This is a genomic window from Streptomyces afghaniensis, from assembly GCF_044327915.1.
Lineage (GTDB): Bacteria > Actinomycetota > Actinomycetes > Streptomycetales > Streptomycetaceae > Streptomyces > Streptomyces afghaniensis.
In genome coordinates this window covers 212,234-232,773 of record NZ_JBIRGJ010000002.1, presented here as the reverse complement: position 1 = coordinate 232,773, position 20,540 = coordinate 212,234, and the positions used below count along the sequence as shown (strand labels likewise).

The 20,540-nt window shown below is 73.8% G+C and carries 17 protein-coding genes; 3 read left to right on the top strand and 14 right to left on the bottom strand.

Going from position 1 to position 20,540, the window contains the following annotated elements; genetic code table 11:
* Window positions 1–36 precede the first annotated feature (36 nt).
* From ACH4G3_RS07315 to ACH4G3_RS07295, 5 genes are all read right to left on the bottom strand, one after another.
* Window positions 37–1,725 carry a VMAP-C domain-containing protein gene (locus tag ACH4G3_RS07315; protein ID WP_397623570.1) on the bottom strand — a complete coding sequence of 563 codons (1,689 nt, stop codon included), beginning with the start codon at window positions 1,723–1,725 and terminating at the stop codon, window positions 37–39.
* Entirely contained in the window at window positions 1,722–2,060 is a 339-nt protein-coding gene (locus ACH4G3_RS07310; RefSeq protein WP_397624086.1) for a CU044_2847 family protein, read from the bottom strand. The genes ACH4G3_RS07315 and ACH4G3_RS07310 overlap by 4 nt, the downstream gene beginning before the upstream one ends.
* Window positions 2,061–2,142: 82 nt before the next feature.
* Window positions 2,143–3,501, bottom strand: a complete 1,359-nt coding sequence (locus tag ACH4G3_RS07305) for a carboxyl transferase domain-containing protein (protein ID WP_397623569.1) — start codon at window positions 3,499–3,501, stop codon at window positions 2,143–2,145.
* Window positions 3,494–4,939, bottom strand: coding sequence for an acyl-CoA synthetase (locus tag ACH4G3_RS07300; protein WP_397623568.1), 1,446 nt, complete (start codon window positions 4,937–4,939; stop codon window positions 3,494–3,496). Before ACH4G3_RS07300 ends, ACH4G3_RS07305 begins: the two co-directional genes overlap by 8 nt.
* 54 nt (window positions 4,940–4,993) lie before the next feature.
* Window positions 4,994–6,355, bottom strand: coding sequence for an SLC13 family permease (locus ACH4G3_RS07295; RefSeq protein ID WP_397623567.1), 1,362 nt, complete (start codon window positions 6,353–6,355; stop codon window positions 4,994–4,996).
* Between the two features lie 195 nt (window positions 6,356–6,550).
* On the opposite strand from ACH4G3_RS07295, the gene ACH4G3_RS07290 reads away from it, so the two are divergent.
* Window positions 6,551–7,264 (top strand): FadR/GntR family transcriptional regulator, encoded by a 714-nt coding sequence (locus ACH4G3_RS07290; RefSeq protein ID WP_397623566.1) that lies wholly within the window; start codon window positions 6,551–6,553, stop codon window positions 7,262–7,264.
* A gap of 173 nt (window positions 7,265–7,437) precedes the next feature.
* Here ACH4G3_RS07290 and ACH4G3_RS07285 read toward each other — a convergent pair whose 3' ends face one another.
* Window positions 7,438–8,535 carry a MerR family transcriptional regulator gene (locus tag ACH4G3_RS07285; protein ID WP_397623565.1) on the bottom strand — a complete coding sequence of 366 codons (1,098 nt, stop codon included), beginning with the start codon at window positions 8,533–8,535 and terminating at the stop codon, window positions 7,438–7,440.
* 209 nt (window positions 8,536–8,744) lie between these two features.
* Here ACH4G3_RS07285 and ACH4G3_RS07280 point away from each other — a divergent pair, with 209 nt between their 5' ends.
* Together ACH4G3_RS07280 and ACH4G3_RS07275 are read left to right on the top strand one after the other, a co-directional pair.
* Window positions 8,745–9,623: an ATP-grasp domain-containing protein gene (locus tag ACH4G3_RS07280; protein ID WP_397623564.1), complete on the top strand. Its 879-nt coding sequence runs from the start codon at window positions 8,745–8,747 to the stop codon at window positions 9,621–9,623.
* A gap of 142 nt (window positions 9,624–9,765) precedes the next feature.
* Entirely contained in the window at window positions 9,766–11,154 is a 1,389-nt protein-coding gene (locus tag ACH4G3_RS07275; protein ID WP_397623563.1) for an MFS transporter, read from the top strand.
* Here ACH4G3_RS07275 and ACH4G3_RS07270 read toward each other — a convergent pair.
* Genes ACH4G3_RS07270 through ACH4G3_RS07235 form a run of 8 tightly spaced genes read right to left on the bottom strand, consistent with a single transcriptional unit; the run spans window position 11,145 to window position 20,509 of the window.
* Complete coding sequence (locus ACH4G3_RS07270) at window positions 11,145–11,753, bottom strand: hypothetical protein (protein ID WP_397623562.1); 609 nt, start codon at window positions 11,751–11,753, stop codon at window positions 11,145–11,147. The two genes, ACH4G3_RS07275 and ACH4G3_RS07270, sit on opposite strands and share 10 nt — an antisense overlap.
* On the bottom strand, window positions 11,719–12,546 hold the full coding sequence (locus ACH4G3_RS07265) for an FkbM family methyltransferase (RefSeq protein ID WP_397623561.1): 828 nt from the start codon (window positions 12,544–12,546) through the stop codon (window positions 11,719–11,721). Before ACH4G3_RS07265 ends, ACH4G3_RS07270 begins: the two co-directional genes overlap by 35 nt.
* Window positions 12,543–12,764, bottom strand: a complete 222-nt coding sequence (locus tag ACH4G3_RS07260; protein ID WP_354735478.1) for a Trm112 family protein — start codon at window positions 12,762–12,764, stop codon at window positions 12,543–12,545. The genes ACH4G3_RS07265 and ACH4G3_RS07260 overlap by 4 nt, the downstream gene beginning before the upstream one ends.
* Window positions 12,761–13,666 carry a hypothetical protein gene (locus ACH4G3_RS07255; RefSeq protein ID WP_397624085.1) on the bottom strand — a complete coding sequence of 302 codons (906 nt, stop codon included), beginning with the start codon at window positions 13,664–13,666 and terminating at the stop codon, window positions 12,761–12,763. Before ACH4G3_RS07255 ends, ACH4G3_RS07260 begins: the two co-directional genes overlap by 4 nt.
* A 15-nt stretch (window positions 13,667–13,681) precedes the next feature.
* Entirely contained in the window at window positions 13,682–14,419 is a 738-nt protein-coding gene (locus ACH4G3_RS07250) for a class I SAM-dependent methyltransferase (protein ID WP_397623560.1), read from the bottom strand.
* On the bottom strand, window positions 14,416–15,663 hold the full coding sequence (locus tag ACH4G3_RS07245; RefSeq protein WP_397623559.1) for a condensation protein: 1,248 nt from the start codon (window positions 15,661–15,663) through the stop codon (window positions 14,416–14,418). The genes ACH4G3_RS07250 and ACH4G3_RS07245 overlap by 4 nt, the downstream gene beginning before the upstream one ends.
* Window positions 15,660–19,787: an alpha-(1->3)-arabinofuranosyltransferase gene (locus tag ACH4G3_RS07240; protein WP_397623558.1), complete on the bottom strand. Its 4,128-nt coding sequence runs from the start codon at window positions 19,785–19,787 to the stop codon at window positions 15,660–15,662. The genes ACH4G3_RS07245 and ACH4G3_RS07240 overlap by 4 nt, the downstream gene beginning before the upstream one ends.
* Window positions 19,784–20,509 (bottom strand): class I SAM-dependent methyltransferase, encoded by a 726-nt coding sequence (locus tag ACH4G3_RS07235; RefSeq protein ID WP_397624084.1) that lies wholly within the window; start codon window positions 20,507–20,509, stop codon window positions 19,784–19,786. The genes ACH4G3_RS07240 and ACH4G3_RS07235 overlap by 4 nt, the downstream gene beginning before the upstream one ends.
* Between the last annotated feature and the right edge of the window lie 31 nt (window positions 20,510–20,540).

Below are 20,540 nucleotides of genomic sequence, written 5' to 3'. Positions count from 1 at the left end.
TGGTTCTCAGGTGCGCCGGGCCGGGCCCGCGGTGGGTCAGGCCACGGGGGTCCGGGCGTGGGCGGCGGCCACGGCGTGCGGGTCGGTGAAGACGCGCGGGTCGTCCCAGAGCAGCTGGATGCCGTGGGCCCAGTGGTCCTCCTCGGCATCGGCCTCCTCGCGCAGGGCCAGGATCCGGCGCGGGAGTTCGGCGGGCGGTACGGCCTTGAGGCAGGCGTCGAGCGCGTCGAGGAAGGCCTTGCCGGTGCAGCCGTCCGCTCCGGAACAGTCCTCCTGCCCCGAGCCGCAGCCGTCGCGCGACCACACGATCACCGGGGCCGGCGCCGTGAGCGAGGTGTCGAAGTGCGGCCGGGTGCGGGAGGCGGCCGGGGCGGTGCCGAACCCGGCGAGGCAGGCGTCGGGCTGCCGCAGCCGCAGCCGCAGCCGCCCGGGCTCCTCCGGGCCGCCGCACTCCACGCGGTGCATCCGCGCGCCCGGCAGGGCGTCGAGGCGCTTCCAGGTACGGGTCAGCACGTGCCGGGTGCTGGCCTTGAGCCGGGCGTGGTCGGTGACGACCAGCGGATAGACGCAGCCGAGCGGGGTGGCGTCGTCGGGGGCGCTCTCCCAGCGGTCGACGGGCCAGTCCAGCCAGTCCCGGGGCAGCGCGAAGGCGACCAACTCGTCGGCGCCGGGCGTCAGATACCGGAAGGCCGCCTCGATACGGTCCTGCACGTACGCGCCCAGCCGGTGCTGCTCGACCGTGCCCGAGTCCACCGGGTGCCGCCGCCCCTCGCTGTACGCGGACACCTCGACGCGGACCAGGTCGTCGCCCGCGCCGCTGTGCCCGAGTTCGACCAGGATGGGTGACCAGTCGGGCGCCGACGGCTCCACGGCCGGGGTGTGCAGCAGGTCCTGGAGCCGGTCGGCGAACCGGGACACCGTGCGGGCGGCGCTCGGGCCGTCGAGTTCGCACAGCACGAACAGGGCCGCCGACCACAGCGAGTCGAACCCCTCCGCGGGCGGCGGCGGATCGAACGGGTCGGCCGCCGCGGTGTAGAGCCGGACCGGGTCGCACTCCACGCCCGCGCGGGCCGCCTTCTCGACCAGGGCGCGCAGCCGGGCCCGGTCGGCGGTGGTGTGGTCCGAGGTGGGGACCAGGCTCTGGAGTGCGGGCCAGTAGCGGGCCATGACCTGGGTGGGCATCATCCGGCCGGTGCGGACCTCCCGGGTGCCGGCCGCCGCCGTGACCATGCCGACGACCTCGCCGGTGTCGGCCAGGGTGACGGCGGCCCCGCTGAAGCCGGGGGCCAGGGGCTGGCCGCCCGGGTGCCAGGCCTCCAGCTGGAGCCACTCCTGCTTGATCAACTGGGGTGCGGTGACGCGGTATTCGGCGAGGGTGCCCTCGTCGAAGCCGGCCGGGAAGCCGTAGACGACGAGCTTGCGCGGCGCTGTGCCGTGCGCGGCGTCGACCGGGGCCAGCGCGGCCGGGGCGACGGGCACCTCCTCGTCGAGTTCCAGCACGGCGAGGTCCCCGACGTCGGTGCTGGAGCCGGACCAGCCGCCGTGGGCGACCACCCGGGCGGGCACGGGCGGGGAGCCGGGCCGCTCCGTGAACGTCACGGTCAGGCCCTCGCCGTCCCCCACGACGTGGGCGCACGTCAGCACCGTGCCGGGCGCGACCAGGAAACCCGCTCCGGCCACCCGGCCCCGTAACTCGACCCGGGCGTGCCACTCGGCGCTGTTCATGAGGCGGGGCTGGTCTCCGGACCGGCCGGGGACCAGGTCAGTTTGACCACCAGGTGGCCCTCGGCGGTGCCCTTGGCGATGAACGCGCCCGTCTCCGCGGACAGTTTGACCCCGAACTCGATCTCCACGCCGTCGGGCTTCAGCGAGCCCTCCCGGAACACCCGCAGCGCGGACTCCGCCGCCGAGCGCACTCCCTCCAGGGCGCCCTCGAAGGTGCGGGTCGCCTGGACCGTGCCGTCGCCCCGGGAGACCAGGCGGGAGCCGGACCGCTCCTCCACCGCCTCGACCGCGACCACGGCACCGTCACCGGTCCTGAATTCGACCAACCCGTCCACGGCACCCCCGTCGTTCCACTGCACTGAGCATTTTCATTGTTACGGAAGGTACTTGATGTTGCGGGAGGCATCCACCGGACTCTCACGGACCCACGGTCCCCCGGATCACCCCCAGCTCCACCAGATCCTGCGGCCGGATGCGGAGCCGGTCCGCCGTCGCCTCCACCTCGCGCGGCGGCCGCTTGAGGATGGCCGCCGCGAGCTCCGGCGCGATCACCGAGAAGTAACTGTCCGGGGTGGCCCAGGTGTTGCCGGGCGCGGCCAGCGCCAGCGCGCCGCCGGAGCCGCCCTCGCCGATCACCAGCGTCGTCACCGGGGTGCGGGCGCCCGCCACCGCGCCGAACAGGTCCGCGATCGCGGCGCCCGCGCCCTGCCGCTCCGCCGCCGCGTCGTTGGCGGCTCCCGGGGTGTCCACGAGGGTCAGCACCGGGATGCCCAGCCGGTCCGCGAGGCGGATCAGACGGGCGGCGGTGCGGTAACCGGCGGGGCGGGTCGCGGTCCCGGTCTGCGCGGCGTAGGCGACCGTCCGGCCCTCGTGCGTGCCGAAGCCGCACAGCATGCCGCCGGGGTCCGTGCCGCCGCAGCGGTCGCCGCTGATCGCGGCCCGGTCGGAGAAGTAGGCGTCCAAGTAGGCGGCGGCGCGCGGGCGTCGGGGTGAGCGGGCGCGCCGGACTGCGTCCCAGCCGGTGGCGGGCAGACCCGCGTCGTCGCCGAGCGGCTCGGGCGGCGGGGCCGGTGTGCCGGACGGGCACGTCAGCAGCCGCAGCCACCGGCCCAGCGTCTCGCGCAGCTCCTCCGGCCCTACGACCGCGTCCGCCGCGCCCGCCGCGACCTGCGCCTCGGCCGTGTACGCCGCCGGGGCAGCGTCCGCCGGCCGCACCCGGGAGCCGGCGAAGCCGACCTGGGCCCCGGGCAGCGCGAGGACCACGTCGGCGCCCGCGCCCAGGGTGGCCCAGCCGCCCCCGGTCGTCGGATCGCGCACCACGGTGATCTGGGCGAGACCCGCCTCTCTGGTGAGCGCCGACTGCCGGGCCACGCGCTGGAGCTGGGTCAGGGCGAGCATGCCCTCCTGCATCCGGCTGCCGCCGGTGGCGATCAGCGGCACGACCGGGAGGCGGTGCTCACGGGCGTAGGTGTACGCCGCCTCCAGCCGGTCGCCGGTGCGTTCGCCGAGCGAGCCGCCGAGGAAGCCGAACTCGAAGGCGATCAGCACGGCCCGGGTACCGCCGACGCGGGCGGTGCCGCAGACCACGGACTCCTGCTCGCCGGTGCGTTCGGCGGCCCGGGCACGCAGGGCGTCGTAGCCGGGCCAGCCGAGCGGGCCGTCGGGTTTCGAGTCCCGTATGACGGCGGGCAGTTCGGCGAACGTGGCGTCGTCGGCGATGGCGTCGGCGACCGCGCGGGCGGAGAGGCGCTCAGCCGCTGGGGTGCGCTCAGTCATGGGGCAGCGCCCGCTTCATGATCTTCCCCATGTCGTTGCGGGGCAGGGCGTCGAGGTGGTGGACGACCCGGGGGCGCTTGTGCGGGGCGAGCCGCTTGGCCACGTGATCCGCCAACTCGTCGAGTGACGGCGGGGACCCGGGCTCCGCAGGGACGATCCACGCCACGATCCGCTCGCCCAGGTCGGCGTCCGGCTCCCCGGTGACGGCGGCCTCCCGCACCCCCGGGTGTTCCAGGAGGGCGTTCTCGATCTCCCCCGCCCCGATCTTGTAACCGCCGCTCTTGATCAGGTCGGTGGCCTTGCGGCCGACGATCCGGACATAGCCGTCGGGGTCGCGCACCGCCATGTCACCGGTGCGGAACCAGCCGTCGGCGGTGAAGGCGGCGGCGGTGGCGTCGGGCCGGTTCAGATACTCGGTGAACAGGTTCGGGCCGCGCACCTGGATCTCGCCGACCGTCTCACCGTCGTACGCGCCGACCTCCGAGCCGTCCTCCTCGACCAGCCGCAGCTCCACGCCCGGCAGCGGCACGCCGACCGTGCCCGGGCGGGCCTCGCCGTCGGCACGGACGCTGGTGTTCATCAGCGTCTCCGTCATGCCGTACCGCTCGATCACCCGCCGCCCGGTCGCCGTCGCGATCCGCCCGTGGTCGTGCACGGGCAGCGCGGCGGAACCGGACACCAGCAGCCGCGCCCCGGTCAGCGCCTTCACCAGCTCAGGGTCGCTCGTCACCGCCTCCGCGATCCGGTGGTACATCGTCGGCACGCCGAACAGCATGGTCGCCCCGGCGTTCAGCTCCCGGGCGACGCCCTGCGTGCTGAAGCGGCCCAGGTGCCGCACCGAGCCGCCGCGCCGCAGCGGGCCGAGAGTGCCCAGGACCAGGCCGTGCACATGGAACAGCGGCAGTCCGTGGACCAGGACGTCGTCGCCGGTCCACTGCCACGCGTCGGCCAGTGCGTCCAGGGTCGAGGCGATCGCCCGGCGCGGGATGACGGCCCCCTTGGGCGGGCCGGTGGTGCCGGAGGTGTAGACGATCAGGGCCGGGGCGGACTCGTCGGCCTGGTCCACGGGGACCGGCCCGGTGCCGTGCACGTCGATGTCGAGGCGGGGCAGGTCCCGAACGGGGGCGGGGAGTTGGTCGTCCGGTGCCGTGAGCACCAGCTCGGGCGCGCTGTCGGACAGGATGTGCCCGAGTTCCTTCTCGCCCGACTTCGGGTTGAGCGGCACGGCGGGGACGCCGGCCAGCAGTGCGGCGACGACGGCGACGGCGGTCTCCATGGTGGGGGTCGCCCATACGGCGACCCGCGTGGCCTCGCCGATGCGGCCCGTGAGTGCTCCGGCCGCGGCGGCGAGCTGCGCGTAGGTCAGGGAGCGCTCGCCGAACCGGAGGGCGGGCCGGTCGGCCGGGGCGTCGGTCAGGGCCGGGAAGAGGGGGGTCACGCGACACATCTCCTTAGCTGTTGCCTGCGGTTGTCCGTGGGCGGTGGGGGCTGTCTATCCCCACCCGGGCACGACCATCACCAGCCACGCCGCCGCCGGTACGACCGCCACCACGATCCCTCCGTACACCATCAACTGCCGGAAGAAACGCTCACGGTCCACGTCCGGCGCGGCGGCCAGGACGAGTGCGCCGTTCGTGGAGAACGGGCTCACGTCCACGACGGTCGCCGAGACGGCGAGCGCGGCGACCATGCCGATCGCGCCGATCTCGCCCCGTTCCAGGAACGGCACGGCCAGGGGGATCAGGGCGCCCATGATGCCCACGGAGGAGGCGAAGGCCGAGACGAGTGCGCCGATGTAGCAGAGCAGGACCGCGGCGAGCAGGGGGATGCCGATGCCGCCCACGCCCTCGCCCGCCCAGGTGATGGTGCCCATCTCGTCGAGGACGCCTATGTAGGTGAGGACGCCGCAGATGAGGAGGACGGTCGGCCAGGCGATCTGGCCGGTCGCCTTGCGGCTGTCCTCCGGCCACAGCGTGCTGAGGACGACGGCGAGGGTGATGGCGGTGAGGCCGGCGTCCAGGTCGAAGACGAGGACGGCGACCACCAGGGCCAGGAGAGAGGCGAGGGTTGCGATGCGGGAGGGAGTGAGGCCGGTCGTTTCCGTGCCCGGCGTGGCTGCTGGGGCCGGGGCGGTCCGCAGCCCGGCGGAGTGAGGTGCCTCCCCTGAGTTCCCGGCTTCGCTCGAAGAGGCGGGACCCCCGTCGCCCACCCGTGCCGCACCGGCGGCACGATCGCCCGCAGCCATGTCCCCGCGCAGTTTCAGGCCCCCGCACACCACGAACACCACCGCAGCGATGACCAGGTTCGCCGCGAGGGACGACAGGAACAGCACCACCTCGTTGCCGGGGAGCTTCTCGCGTTCCACGATGCCGTTGACGATCGAGCCGTAGATGCTGATGGGCGAGAAGCCGCCGGCCTGGGCGCCGTGCACGACCATCGCGCCCATCAGCAGCGGGCTGATCCCGTACCGGGCGGCGAAGCTCAGGGCGATCGGGGCGACGATCGCCACCGCGGCCGGACTGACCGCGCCGATCGCCGTGAGCGCGCCGGTCAGCGCGAACATCACCCAGGGGATGAGCGCCACCCGTCCCCGCACGAGCCGGACGGCGGCGTGCACCAGCCAGTCGGTGGTGCCGTTGGCGCGGGCGATCGCGAAGAGGTACGTGACGCCGACCAGGACGACGAACAGGTCACCGGGGAAGCCGGCGAAGATGCCGTCCGCGTCGAGATCGGCGACGAGCCCGCCGACCCCGAAGGCGGCGGCGAAGGCGAGCGCGCCCATGTTGACGGAACGGGTGGTGGCGATGACGAACACCACGACGAGGACGAGGATCGAGATGAGTTCGGGGGACATACGGGCTCCCGTCTTTGGGCCCCGGAGCGGCTGGGAGCACCAGGAGAGTGGCCGAGTGGCTGAGCCACTTGAGGTGCGTTGGCTGAACAGCGTGGGTGCGGCCCGGGCGTCCGTCAAGGGGGTGCGTAAGAATTGGTTCAGCCACTCGGCCACCGTGAGGTGCCGGTGTTACGCTCCCGGCGAGAGGGGGACTCCGTGACCGACGCCCTGCGCCCCATGGCCAAACAGCGCCTCTACGAACAGGTGCTGGAGCGGCTGCGTCAGTACGTCGCCGAGGGCGGCCTGCGCGCCGGCGACCGGCTGCCGCCCGAGCGCGATCTGGCCCAGCGGCTCGGAGTGAGCCGTGCCTCGGTGAAGCAGGCGATCGTGGTGCTGGAGGTCCAGGGCCTGGTGGAGGCCCGGCACGGGGGTGGCACCTACCTCGTGCGCGACAGCCTCGACACCGAGCCGGTCGATCGGATGGTGGAACGCCGCCGGCGCCTGCCCGATGTCCTGGAGGCCCGGGAGGCGCTGGAGACGAAGCTCGCCGAACTGGCCGCGGAGCGGCGCTCGGAGGAGGACCTGACCGCGATGCGCTCGGCGCTCGCGCACATGTCCGAGGAGATCGCGGCGGGCGGGCACGGCGTCGAGGGCGACCGGCTGTTCCACGCGGCCGTGACGGCGGCGGCCCACAGCGCTCTGCTCGCGGAGTTCATGCGCTCCATCGCCGAGCAGATCGCCGAGAGCCGCACCGAGTCCCTCCGCCAGCCCGGCCGCCCGTCCCGCTCCCTCTCCCAGCACCAGGCCATCCTCGACGCGATCGCCGCACAGCAGCCACGCCAGGCGGCCACGGCCATGCGACGGCACGTCCGCACGGTGGCGAAGGTGCGGTTGCTGGACTGGGAGCCGGAGGAGTCCGAGGAGTCCTAGGTCGTGTCCGCAAAGTCCCGCCTGCCCCGCGACGCCTGGCACATGCTCTCGCCGCACCGGGCGAAGCCCCAAGTACATCCAGTACGAGGGTCTCCGCCCGGCACGCCGAGAGCACGCACCAGACGCCGCGGGGCCCGCCCTCCGGGCGGACGACGGGACTTTGCGGACACGACCTAGGCGGTGGCCGCGCCCTCTTGCCGCTCCACCACGTCCGCCACCACGCAGCTGACGTTGTCCGGACCGCCGGCCTCGTTCGCCGCCGTGACCAGGGCCTGAACCGTTTCGCCGGGGGCGGCCGGGTAGGCGAGGAGCTCCCGGATCCGGTCCTCGGGGACCACACCGGTCAGGCCGTCGGAGCACAGCAGGTAACGATCGCCCGGGAGCGTGTCGTGCAGGCGGAGGTCCGGGATCGTCGTGGCCCCGTCGCCCGTCAGGGCCTTCAGGAGGAAGGACCGCTGGGGGTGGGAGACGGCCTCCTCGGGCGTCAGACGGCCCTCGTCGATCATCGACTGGACGACCGTGTGGTCGTGGGTGATGAGGAACAGCTCCCCGTCGCGCAGCAGGTAGGCGCGGGAGTCGCCGATGTGCACCAGGGCCAGCCGTGAGCCCGTCCACAGCAGGGCGGTCAGGGTCGTGCCGATGTCGTCGGCGCCGCCGGCCACGTCCCGGACGGCCTGGGACGCGCCCCGCACCGCGTCCTCCAGGAGGTCGAGGACCCCGCCGGCCGGGACCTCGTCCGTGTCCAGGAAGCGCAGTGCCTCCACGGCGGCGCCGCTCGCGGGCGCGCCCCCCGGTCCGAAGCCGTCGGCGACGGCGAGCAGCCGGGTGCCGGCGTATGCCGTGTCCTGGTTGGCAGGGCGGACGCGACCGGTGTCCGAGTGGGCGGAGTAACGCAGTTCCAGCATGGCGGTGTCCTTTCCGGACTCGTCCGAGTCCGCCGTCAGGTGATCGACCAGGAACGCGGCGAGGTCCCGCCGTACCGCCGTCTGCGCCTCGACACGCGCCCAGTAGGCGCGGATCTCCCGGGCGGCGGCCGTGGAGTCGCGGTCGTGGAGCCGGCACACCTGGCGGATCTCGGCCAGCGGCATGCCCAGCCGCCGCAGCCACGCCACCAGCCGGGCCTGCTCCAGCTGCCCGACCGCGTAGTACCGGTATCCGGTGTCCGGGTCCACCCGGGCGGGCCGCAGCAGGTCCAGCTCGTCGTACAGGCGCAGCGCCTTGGGCGAGAGCCGGCACGCCTTCGCGAACGCGCCGATCGTCAGCATGTCCATGCGATCCTCGTTGCGATCCCCATTGCGATCCCCGTGCGAGACGTCCATGCGATTCCCCTGCGCTCCGCGCGTTCCTCGCGCTTCCTGGTTCCGCCACCGATGCTGGGGCTTCACCGAAGGTGAAGGTCAAACACGGTGTCGTGGTTCCGCGCGCAATTGTTAGCCTGCGCCGGAATCGAATCGATCGTTCGTCCGAGGATGGAGTCGCCGTGGCCGGCACCCCGCGCATAGCGCTCGTCACCTACGACCCCGGTGGCGTGCAGAGCAAGGACCAGGATCTGCCGGTGCTGGTGGACGCGCTGCGGGAGGCCGGGGCCGAGGCGGCCGCCGTCCACTGGGACGACCCGTCGGCCGACTGGGCCGGCTACGACCTGGCCCTCATACGGTCCACCTGGGACTACAGCTGGCGGGCCGGGGAGTTCACGGCGTGGGCCGAGCGGTGCGGGACGGTGACGCGGCTGGCCAACCCGGTGGACGTCGTGCGGTGGAACGCCGACAAGAGGTATCTGGGCCGGCTCGCCGAGGCCGGGGTGCCCGCCGTACCGACCCGCTACTTCGCGCCCGGCGATCCCGTCGAGCTGCCCGCCGACCACGAGTACGTCCTGAAGCCCACCTCGGGGGCGGGGGCCCGGTACGCCGCCCGCTACCCCGCCGGGGAGCGGGACGCCGCCGTACGCCAGGTCGAGCGGATGCACGCCGAGGGCTTCACGGTCATGCTCCAGCCCTACCTGACCAGCATCGACACGCACGGCGAGCGGGCCCTGCAGTTCTTCGGCGGACGCCTGCTGCACGCCAGCCGCAAGGGCGCGGTCCTTGCGCCGGGCACACCGTACGACGCCGAGAAGGTCGCCCACCCGAACCTCCGGCCCTGGGAGCCGGTCGCCGCCGAACTCGACGTCGCCGAGCGGGCGCTGGCCGCCGTCCCCGGTCGGTCGGAGCTGCTGTACGCGCGAGTGGACCTCGTCACCGGGCCGGACGGGCAGCCGTGGGTGATGGAGCTGGAGCTGATCGAGCCGAACCTGTTCCTGCGGCTGCACCCGGAGTCCGTGCCGAGGGTGGTCGAGGCGGTCCTGGCCGCCGCCGGCTGATCCCGCCGGGCGCTGCCGGCGCAGTGCCGCGGCCGGTGCGGAGCAATTGATTCCCCCCGCTGTTCCTGGGCTTTTGCGGCACCGGTCGGCGACCGGTGGGCCATGGGCCCTTCCGTGCGGCTTTTGGTGTAGTGGTAGGGCCATGCCCTCCGAGCGACGGTCCTGGGCACCGCTGCTCGCGGTGTGCGCCGGGTACTTCATGGTGATCCTGGACGTGACGGTCATCAACGTCGCCGTGCCGGTGATCGGGCGGGAGCTGTCGGCCTCGCTCACCGGCATCCAGTGGATCACCGACGGGTACACCCTGGTCTTCGCCGGGTTCCTGCTGACCGGTGGGGCGCTGGGGGACCGGCTCGGCAACCGCCGGGTGTTCTGCTCGGGCGTGGCGGTGTTCACCGTGTCCTCCGCGGCGTGCGCGCTCGCCCCCGGCGCGCTGTTCCTGGTGGTGGCCCGGCTCGTGGAGGGGCTGGGCGCGGCGCTGATCGTGCCCGGTTCCCTGGCCCTGCTCCAGCAGGCCTATCCCGAGCGGGCCGCACGCTCGCGGGCCTTCGGGCTCTGGGGTTCCATGGCGGGCATCGCGGCCTCGGCCGGGCCGCTGCTGGGCGGGCTGCTCGTCTCGACGGCGGGCTGGCGCTGGGTGTTCCTCGTCAACCTGCCCGTCGGCGTGGTCTGCCTGGTGCTGACGCTGCGGTACGTGGCCCGCTCGCCCCGGCGCGCCGGCCGGGCCCTGGACTGGCCGGCGCAGTGCGCGGTCGTGGCGGCGGTGGCGCTGCTGACCGGGGCGCTCAACGAGGCCGGACGGCGGGGCTGGACCGATCCGGCCGTGCTCGCCGGTGCGGGCGCGTCCCTGCTGGCCGCCGTGGCGTTCGTGGTGCGCGAGCGGTTCGCCCGGTCCCCGGTCCTCCCGCTCGCCCTGCTGCGCTCCCGCGCCATGAGCGGCGGGGCCGCCGTCGGCCTGCTGTTCAACTTCGGTTTCTACGGCATGGTGTTCACCGCCAGCCTGGAGTTCCAGCACCAGCGCGGCTACAGCGCCCTCGGCACCGGACTCGCACTGTTCCCGGCGGTGGCGATGACCATGTTCGCCTCCGTCCTGTCCGGGCGGCTCGCCCGCCGTACCGGCGACCGTCCGCTGGTGGTCTCCGGGATGCTGCTGGCCGCCCTGGGGCTGGCTGCCTGGGCCGCGGCGGGCGCCGACCCGGCCTACGCCCTGCTGGTGGCCCCGATGATGGCCGCGGGATTCGGTACGTCCTTCGCCCTCACCGGCTCGACCACCACCGTGATGGGCGCCGCCCCCGAGGCGTACTCGGGGGCCGCCTCCGCCCTGTTCAACACCACCCGCCAGATCGGCAGTGCCACCGGCGTCGCTCTCGGCGGCAGCCTGCTCGCCTCCGCCACCGACTACGGCACCGGGATCCGCACCAGCATGCTCATCGGGGCCTTGGCCTACCTGGCCGCCGCGGGCCTCGCGTGTCGCTGCGTGCCCGCGAAGGCCCGGCGGCCCGACGAGGCCCAGGAGCCCCCTCAGTCCTGACGGCCGGTGACGGCCACCCGCTGCAACAGCCCCCAGGTGAACTCCGCGACGACCTCCCACCGCGCCCCCTGCGCGTCCGGCGCGGTGAACGTCAGTCCCCAGCGGGTCGGGGCCGTGCCCTGAAGGGGACGGGCCGGGGCGAAGGCGCGGGCCGCCTCGTCGACCGTGCAGGACCAGGGGGTGAGATCGTCGAGCGTGCGCAGCCCGGGCCCCGCGGCGCCCGGGGCGCGGACCAGCCACTCGTTCCACACCGCGCCGTTCGGGGCGGTCAGCACCTCGAAGCGCAGGTCGCGCCAGAGCGGCACGGGCCAGAGCCAGGCCTCGCAGTCGAGGTCGCCGATCCGGCGGGCGGTACGGGACTCGGGTTCGCCCAGCACCGAGCGGTAGCGGGACAGGGGTGAGCGCGACCGCGGGGAGCGGACCATCGCCTGCCAGCGCTTGTTGGCCTCGCGCATGTCCGCGAGGGAGACCCCCAGCTCGCGCCGGGCGTCCTCCACCGGGCCGGGGTTGTGGTCGGCCATGCGGCGCAGCAGCACCAGCTGGAAGTCGAGCGGTGTGAAGGGGCTAGCGGGGCGCTTTCCGGAGGGCATGGGAACCATCGTCGCCCACCGGCGCGGTGCCCGGGCGGCGGCCGTCCGGGAGGAAGAGGACCGAGTTGACGTAGCGAGGGCCGCGCAGGACGTCGGACGGCAGGACGCGGCGCAGCAGACCGTGCGAGACGACGTAGGAGGCGTCCGCCTGGTGCTCCTCCAGGGGGAACTTCGTCAGCGGCACCCACTTGTCGCCGGGCAGGACCCAGCCGTCGTATCCCAGCAGGGACAGGTAGGTCACCACCGGGGCGATCGGCTGGATGCGGGACTCCAGCTCCACGAACAGGGCGGGCCGGTCGCGGGCCAGCAGGCCCGTCGCCCCGCGCAGGACCGCCGACTCGTTGCCGTCCACGTCGATCTTGATGAAGCCGACGTTCCGCAGGCCCAGCTCGTCCAGCGTGACGCAGGGGACGTCCAGCGCCCGGCCGTGGATGTCGCGCCGCACCAGCGACGACACGCCCCGGTCGCCCGAGTCGTCCGACGGCAGCCACAGGCGGGCGATGCCCGGGCGGTCCGAGGCCGCGGCACGGATCACGCGTACGTTCGGCGGGACGGCGGCGGCCAGCAGACGGGCCAGATGGGGCACGGGTTCGATCGTCACGACGTGCTCGGCCAGGCCGGACAGCCGGTGCGTCCAGGGCCCGTACCAGCCGCCGACGTCCACCGCCGTACCGCAGTTTGGCGGGCACAGCTCGGCGAGCCGGGCCAGCTCCGGTTCGAACCGGGGGTAGAGCGCCCGGGCCGTCGCGGCCACCAGGCGGGTGGGCAGGAAGGGGGCGAGGCGGGCGGCCAGGCTGGTCATGGGGTCATCCTCTGGAGAAGTTCCTCGTGCTCGTCGTCCGAGACCTGCTCGCCGGAGGACGGCAGCAGTTGCGGAATGCCGTCGACGATCGGATAGCGGCGGCGCAGCCGCGGGTTGTACAGCGCCTCCTCCTGCTCGGCATCCTCGGCCAGCAGATGCAGCGGCCCCTTGTCGAGCGGGCACGCCAGGATCTTCAGCAGCGGGTCGTCGGGCTTCATGGGGAGGCCAACTCCTTGGCTGGTGCGGTGGGTTGGGGAGCAGGGTCGTGCTTCGGCATGGTCAGCAGCACGGCGACCGCCAGGGCCGTGCCCGCCACCCGCAGCGCGAGCCGCAGCGGCTCGTCCGGCAGGGCCTCGCCGAACGACAGCGTGCCGAGCACCGCCGTGAACAGGGACGTCACGGTCGTGCACACCGGCACGATCAGCGAGGCCCGGCAGCGCTGGAGCGCGGCCTGTGACATCACCAGGCCGAACACCCCGGTGAACAGCAGCAGATACGGATACGGGGAGCTCAGCAGGTCCAGCACCGCACCGCCGATCCCGCTGGTCGTCAGATGACTCGACACGCCCTTGATGGCCAGCGAACTGACGCCGTACAGCAGCCCCACGGCCACGCCGTACTCGACGCCGGTCGTGGGCCGCCGGTGCCGGTTGCGGGCCCGCCGCTCGGCGGAGCCGTACAGCCACAGCCCGGCCGCCAGGGACGGCACGCACACCAGCAGGATCAACTGGTACGGCGCCTCCTGGCTGACGGTGTCCGAGCCCTCGCGCAGCGACAGCACGACCATCAGCAGCGCGAGCAGGATCGCACCCAGTGCGTACCGCTCCCGGCCGCTCGTCTCCTCCCCGAGAAGCCGGGCCGACAGCAGCACCAGCAGCACCAGGCCGGAGACGAAGATGCCCTGCGCGGCGGCGATCGGGAGGGTGCGGTACACGACGAGCTGCGCGGCGAACCCGGCCGCGAGGGCGAGGGAGCCGCCGATCCACAGGGGGCTGCCGAGGACCAGGCGCAACAGCCGGGCCGGCTGCCGGATCGTCACCTCGGGCAGCGCGGTGAGCGCCCGTTTCTCCAGCACGAAGCCCAGGCTGTACAGGGTGTTCGCCAGCAGGGCCGCGGCCACTCCCCACCACATGGGCTACGTCCTCCTGGCGTGCAGCAGCAGGATCGACGCGAGCTGCGGCCGGGCACAGGCCAGCCGGTCCAGCGGCCGCAGCGGGCGCGGCACGCCGTGGAAGGGGGCGCCTTCAAGCCGTACGACCGTGAATCCGGACGCGGTGACGAACTCCCGCAGCGCGCGGGCGGTGTACAGGCGCAGATGGCCCACGACCTCCGTGCCCGGGCGGCCGTGGATGCCGCGCAGGCTGACCTCCGAGAAGACCGGCTGGACGCCGGCGAGCAGCAGGGCGCGGTTGTACCAGGCGGCCAGATTCGGCGTGGACAGCATCAGATGCCCGCCGGGCCGCAGGATCCGGCGGATCTCGTCGAGCGCCGCGTCCGGGTCGACGAGATGCTCGATCACCTCGCTGAACAGCACGGCGTCGGCCGACTCCGGCGCGAACGGCAGTCCACCGCCGCTGAGTTCACCTCGGACCGCGTACGGGATGCGGGTGCGGGCGCGCCGCAGGGCGTCCTGGGACCAGTCGACGCCGATGACGCGGTGGCCGGGCAGGAGCGGGGCGGCGGTGGCGGCGGCGGTGCCGTCCCCGCAGCCGATGTCGAGGATCGTCCGCGGCTTTCGGCCCGCCGGGCCGAGCGCCCGGGCCAGCATGCGGGCCTGGCGGAGGCTGCGCGGGGTGCCGGAGGCGACGGGGACGGCCGGGTTCTCGTAGAAGTCCCGAAGGCCGGAGGGCGGGGGGCCGGTGGTGGTCGTCACGGGGTCACCTCCGTGGTGTGCAGATAGTGCTCGAACAGGTCGCGGAGGTGGGCACCGTCGCCGTGGCTGAGCAGGGCCCGGGACCAGCGCAGTGCCAAGTGGAGGCGGCCGGCGGTGGAGGCGGTGGTCACGGTGAGGCCGCGCGGCATCCGGGCCGGCGCCGAGAACCAGACCGCGTGCGCGCGGCCCGTCTCCTCGCCGAAGTCCAGGGGGTACGGGATACGGCCGATGTTGCTGAGCAGGGTCGTCGACGTCCACGGCGCGGCGGCCCGGCGCAGGGCGCGGGTCAGGGCGGCACGGGCGGCGACGGGGGCCCAGGGGGCGGTGAGGAGGGCGGCGCCGTGGCCCAGTTGGGGGCGGGGCAGGGACTTCAGCGCGCGGGTCCGCTCCGCGGTGCGCCGGAGGAGGCCGGACATGTCCGGGTGGTCCAACTCGGCTGGTGAGAAGGGGACTTCCACCAGGCGGGTGCCGTTGCCGATGGGCATCGTCGTGTCCCGGGGGCGGTCGTCCACCGGCATGGTGATGCGGAGGGGGCGGGGTCGGGCGCCGTGCTCCCTGTTCCAGTGGGCGATGGTCAGGGCCGTGGTCACCATGAGCTGGTCGTTGACGGTGTAGGGGGAGCCCTTGGGGCGGTGGGGGAGGGGGAGCTCGGTGACGAGCATGCCGTTGCCGGGGGAGGGGTCCGGGGTGCCTGGTGCCACCCGGGCGGGGGGTGACCAGTTGGCCGGGGTGTCCGGGGGTTCCTGCCGGGGCTCCGCGGGGCGGACCGGGGGTGCCGCCGGAGCGTTGTCCCTGCCTCCGTAGAGTTCGGCGGCCGTGGCCAGGACGCGGAGGCAGGCCGGGCCGTCGAGAGCGGTGTGGTTGATGGTGAGGAAGAGGACCGAGCCCACCACTTCGAGCCGTATCGGCGGCGACAACGACAGCGGTGGCGCCTCCGCCAGGGCCCGGGTCCTGGCGTCCTGCAGCGCGCGCGGCCCCGCCGGGGGGAAGGCCACCACCTCCACATCGGGCTCCGGCGTCAGCTCCCACTCGTAGCGGCGCCGGTACCACGGCCCCTTCGCCTCGCGCATCAGGATCCGCGGATGCCGGTGCAGGGCCTCCGTGAACGCCTTGCGCAACCGGGTCTGGTCGACCGGGCCGGGGAGGTGGACCTCGATGTGGACCGTTTCCGGCTCCTCCTCCTGGAGGCAGTGCCGGGACACCTCGTCCACCACCGGGAACGGGATGCGTACCGGTGTCGTCATACGGGCTCGCCCTTCTCCGGTTCGCGCAGACTCACCAGGCCCGCGAACAGGCCGATCAGCGCCAGCAGCTGGGCCGTACGGCCGAACGCACCCGCGCCCGCGCCCACCGGCTCCCCGGCCCCGAACGCGGCAACGACCCCCGCTCCCGCCAGCGCCACGAACGCGATCGGCACCAGCAGCGCGTGCCGCCGGGCCGCGAGCAGCGCCAGCGCCGGGACCAGCAGCGCCGGCCAGCCCGCGATCACCGCTGCGACCAGCGTCAGCGCCACCGTGCCGAGCCACAGGCCGGGCAGCGGCGGGGCCGGTTGCGGTGCGTCGGGGTTGGGGGCGCGGCGGCGCCAGAGTGCCAGGCCCAGCAGCACCGCGATGCCGGCGCCGCTGCCGATCAGCCCGGCGTCGTACGTGGTGGCCGGTTCGTAGGACAGCTTGACCGTGCCGCCCGCCCCGGCCGGGATCCGCCAGCCCTGCTGCCAGCCGTCCAGCCGCAGCGGGGTGAGCTCCTTGCCGTTGAGGGTGGCCTTCCAGCCGTCGTTGTAGTTCTCGTACGTCGTGAGGTAGGAGGCAGCGCCCGAGCCGACCGTCACCTGGCGCTGGTCGCCCAGCCAGTCCCGGACCCGCAGCTCACGCCCGGCCGCGGCGGCCTCCGGGACCGTCCCGCGGGTCAGTTCGACGTCCGTCAGCGTCAGCGGGCCGGCGTCGCCGCCCTCCAGCCGGTGGTCGCCCGAGGCCAGCTCCACCTCGGCGTCCTTCCTGTTCTGCTGACAGAGCGTCACCTCGACGGGCCGCCGTTCCACCAGGTCCCGCACGGTGCCCTTGGCGCTCGTCCGGTACAGCTCGCCGTCCAGCGCCACGTCGGGCCCCTTCCCGCACGGCAGCGAGAACTTCCGGGTGCCGTCCGGCTGCGGGGTGCGGTACTGGTCGAGAGAGGGGATGTACGCCTCCGTGAGGCCCACCGGGAGCCGCAGATCCTCGTCGGCGACCGGGTTGTGCAGCGTCAGCGGGGCGGTCTCGGTGATCGTGATGTCGAGCCGGTCCGTGGTGATCGGCGGGAAGCGGACCCAGCCGTTCTCGTCGACGCCGGCGATCGTCGCGCCGTCCGGGGAGCTGATGTGCACCTGGGACGCGCGCGTGGACAGGCCGCCCGCGGGGGCCAGGACCAGTTCGCCGACCGGCTGCTTGCCATCCCAGCTCAGGTGGATCACCGGCCGGTCGCCCGCGATCCACGCCGTCGTCAGGTCGCCGTCGGTGAGGTTGCGGGCCGTGAGGCCCGCGCCGAGGCTCGCCGTGGAGTCGGCGGTGGCGACGATCCGGGACTGCTGCTCGGGTGCGACCTCGTAGAGCAGCCGGTCGAGTTCCTCGCCCGGCACGGGCACCGCGCTCGCCGTCACCTCGTACGTCCCGGCGGCCGGTGTCGTGAAGCGGCGGTGCAGGCCGGCCTCGGTGCCGGTCGCGGAGAGGCCGGTCGGGTCGGAGGTCCGGTGCAGGGAGACGACCGTGGCGTCCGCGGTCGCGTCGGCCGCGTCCGCCGGGAGCCGCAGCAGGCGCGTCACCTGCACGTCCGGCAGGTCGATCTCGGAGAAGCCCGCGCCCGTGAGCCCGGCCCGGCGCTCCACCGAGTCCACGATCGTCAGCTTCATCCACCGCGTGCCGCCCTCGGGCGCCCTGACGTTCTGCGCCGTGCCGTTGGGCCGCAGGAAGCTCGTCCGCTCGCCCTTCTCCGTCTCCACCCGCACCTTCGTCGCCGCCGCCCGCACGCTCTCCTGCGGCAACGGCGTGACCTTGAAGGAGGACGGCATGTCGTAGGAGCCGGTGAAGCCGATGCGCAGCCACTGCCCGTCCGGCGTGTCCGGCGCGCCCTCCGTCCACGCCGTGTCCGGGTTGCCGTCGAAGGCGTTCACGGGGTCGTACTGCGGCAGGTGGAAGAGCCAGTTGCCGTACGAGGAGGCCGTCACCGAGCGGGCGCCGCGCAGTTCGGCCACCGTCTGGTGGTCCGCGCCCTCGGTCGGCAGGATCTGGCGCGGCTTCTCGCCCGGGTCCTGCTGGGCGTCGGGGGCGTTGCGCTCGTCGCGCGTGTACGTGTACGACGTACCGGCGTTGACCACGCCGAACCGGGTGTCGGCGCGCCGCATCCCGTCGCCCACCACCTGCACCGCCGGGGTGCCGAGCCCCGGGTGGTTGTCGCCGGTCAGGACGGTCGCCCGCCCGCGCAGCCGGGACGCCAGCGGCAGCAGCGCCTCCGGGCCGCCGGACACCACGGCCGTGTCGGAGACCGGCATGAGTCCGGCCTGCCCGGGCCGGAGCACCTCCTGCCCGGCCGGCCGGTAGATCTCCACCGCCCGTTGCCGCGGGTACAGCCCCTCGACCTGGAGCGGGGCGTCGTGCGCGATCCGCCCGCCGGTCATCACCGGCCCCAGCCCCGTCACGCGCTCGTACCCCGACTGTTCCAGGGTGCGCTTGACGGTCGCCGTCGGCACATGGCCGATCTGGTCCGGGTCGAGATCATTGCGTACGACGACGTAGTACAGCCCCGCCCGGCTCAAGTAGTCGGCCAGCCCCGGGACTTCGGCACCGGACAGCAGCGCCTGCTCGACGGCGTCCATGGCGCGCCGGTTGCCGGGCGTGCCGAACGGGACGTAGTCGCGCTGCGCCCACCGCGACTCGGCGAGCACGTCGAGCGGCTGGTCGATGGGCGAGCCCCAGGTGTAGATGCCGTGCGCGGTCGCCGGGACGACCAGGGCGCGGGAGTCGGGCGAGTACTTCTCCAGCCAGTCGGCCGTGGCCTGCCAGTAGGCGGGGAGCTTCTGGAAGGAACCCGGATTGAGGATCGAGCCGTTGAGGTACGGCCACAGCAGCCCCGGCAGGATCAGCACCGCCGCGACCAGCGGGGCGAAGCGCCGTCCGCGCAGCGGGCGGGCCCCGCGCGGCTCGGCGGCCACGCCCACCAGATGGGCCAGGCCCAGCACGAACGCCAGCGCCAGGCCCGTCTGGAACTTGTAGATGTTCCGGAACGGCGACAGCCACCCGTCCAGCCAGCCCTGCACGACCCCGTGGAACGGCGCCCCGAACGCGCCGCCGTACCCGGCGAGCAGCACCAGCGCCGCGACGAGCACCGTCAGCACCAGCCACCGCCGCTCGGGCATGTCCCGCCGGGCGAGCCCGGCGAGGCCGAGCCCGGCCGCGAGCGCCGAGCACACGATCACGACGACCGACGAGGCCACGGCCCACCCCGCGGGCAGCCACGCCTCACCGAAGTGCAGATAGGCGACCCAGTTCCCGGCGCCGCGCAGCGCCTCGGTCGCCGACATGGTGTCCGTCGTCGTCTGCGACGTCTCTATATAGGGGAGGAAGTTCTCGCCGTAGACCCCGAGCAGCAGCAGCGGCACCCACCACCAGGCCGTCACCACGAGCACGGCCGGAGCCCACCAGGCGATCAGCTTGCGCTGCCGTGGCCCGGGCGGCCGGGACAGCAGATACAGCCCGGCCGGCAGCAGGGACGCCAGCGTCGCCGAGGCGTTCACGCCGCCCATGAACGGCACCAGCAGCGCCGACCGCAGGGCCGCGACCCGGGCGGCGTACCGCTCGTTCGTCAGCGGCAGCAGCACCCACGGCAGGAACGCGCCGGGTAGCGCGGCAGCCGACGTCGACCCGATCACGGTGGTGAACACCGGCCACAGCGCGTACGCCACGGCCCCCAGCAGCCGGGAGGCGCCACTGCCCACGCGCAGCCGCTCGGCCAGCCGCAGCGCACCCCAGAAGGCGACGGACACGATCAACGACATCCACAGCCGCTCCGCCAGCCACACCGGAAGTCGTACGAGGTCGCACAGCCAGTAGAACGGCAGCATCGGCCACAGATAGCCGACGTACTGGTCCTGGATCCCGCCGAACCCGGCCCGGTCGTGCCACAACTGCCCCAGGTCGGCGAGGAACTGACCCGGGTCGACCGTCACACCGAGCTTGGTGTCGAAGGTCTGCCGTCCTGGCTGCACGGCCAGGAACAGCACGAACACCACGGCCCAGAAGCCCAGCAGCCAGCGCCGCGACCGCGGGCCCTCGGGCGGACCCGCCGCGGTCGCGGTGGTGGGGACGGCTGCCGGTGGAGGAGCCTGGACCGTGGTTGTCATGGAGGACACCGCCGCAGGATGAGGAGGAGGTTCCAGGTGGCGAATTCACGGATGCCGGGCGCCTTGACGACGGCTTCCGCGAGGAACGGCCAGTAGCGGGAGCGCGCCGAGACGACCGTGACGTCGTCCCGGGCACGCACCTGCCGCAGGGTGGATCCGATGTGCACCGCGAACAGGTTCTCGCCGAGCGTGTGCTTGGCGGGCCTGCCGGTCCGCCGCAGATAGCGGGCCCGGGCCCGCTCCGCACCGAAGTAGTGCCACGGGGCCCACTCGTGCCCGCCCCACGGCGACAGCCAGTTGGTGAACGACACGTAGATCAGCCCGCCGGGCCGCGTCACCCGGGCCAGCTCGCTCAGGAACGTCTCCGGGTCGGCCACGTGCTCCAGCACGTTCGAGGAGAAGGTGACGTCTGCGGCACCGTCCCGGAGGGGCAGCAGGTATCCGTCGGCGACGACGGCCGAGTCCGGGGGCTTCTCGCCGAGTTCGGCCATGTCCGGCTCGAAGAGAAGCGCGTGTGCTCCGCGTCGCCGGAACTCCTCGGTGAAGTAGCCGCTGCCGCCGCCGACGTCGACGACGGTACGCCCGGCAACGGGCCCGTCGTACGCCTCCACCTGATCGACGGCGTCCCGGGCGAGCAGCGAGTAGCAGCTTTCGGGATCGTCCTGCTCGTGGAGGAAGGCCCGGAACAGGGCGAGGGAGCGCCGAAGGGAGGGATCCTTCACGTCGGGGTGCGGGGAATCGCCTGTGGAGGGG

Coding starts and splice junctions, on each gene's coding strand:
- ACH4G3_RS07315 (WP_397623570.1), bottom strand. CDS start 1,725: ATGAACAGCGCCGAGTGGCACGCCCGGGTCGAGTTACGGGGCCGGGTG.
- ACH4G3_RS07305 (WP_397623569.1), bottom strand. CDS start 3,501: ATGACTGAGCGCACCCCAGCGGCTGAGCGCCTCTCCGCCCGCGCGGTC.
- ACH4G3_RS07295 (WP_397623567.1), bottom strand. CDS start 6,355: ATGTCCCCCGAACTCATCTCGATCCTCGTCCTCGTCGTGGTGTTCGTC.
- ACH4G3_RS07285 (WP_397623565.1), bottom strand. CDS start 8,535: ATGGACATGCTGACGATCGGCGCGTTCGCGAAGGCGTGCCGGCTCTCG.
- ACH4G3_RS07275 (WP_397623563.1), top strand. CDS start 9,766: ATGCCCTCCGAGCGACGGTCCTGGGCACCGCTGCTCGCGGTGTGCGCC.
- ACH4G3_RS07270 (WP_397623562.1), bottom strand. CDS start 11,753: ATGGTTCCCATGCCCTCCGGAAAGCGCCCCGCTAGCCCCTTCACACCG.
- ACH4G3_RS07265 (WP_397623561.1), bottom strand. CDS start 12,546: ATGACCAGCCTGGCCGCCCGCCTCGCCCCCTTCCTGCCCACCCGCCTG.
- ACH4G3_RS07260 (WP_354735478.1), bottom strand. CDS start 12,764: ATGAAGCCCGACGACCCGCTGCTGAAGATCCTGGCGTGCCCGCTCGAC.
- ACH4G3_RS07245 (WP_397623559.1), bottom strand. CDS start 15,663: ATGACGACACCGGTACGCATCCCGTTCCCGGTGGTGGACGAGGTGTCC.
- ACH4G3_RS07240 (WP_397623558.1), bottom strand. CDS start 19,787: ATGACAACCACGGTCCAGGCTCCTCCACCGGCAGCCGTCCCCACCACC.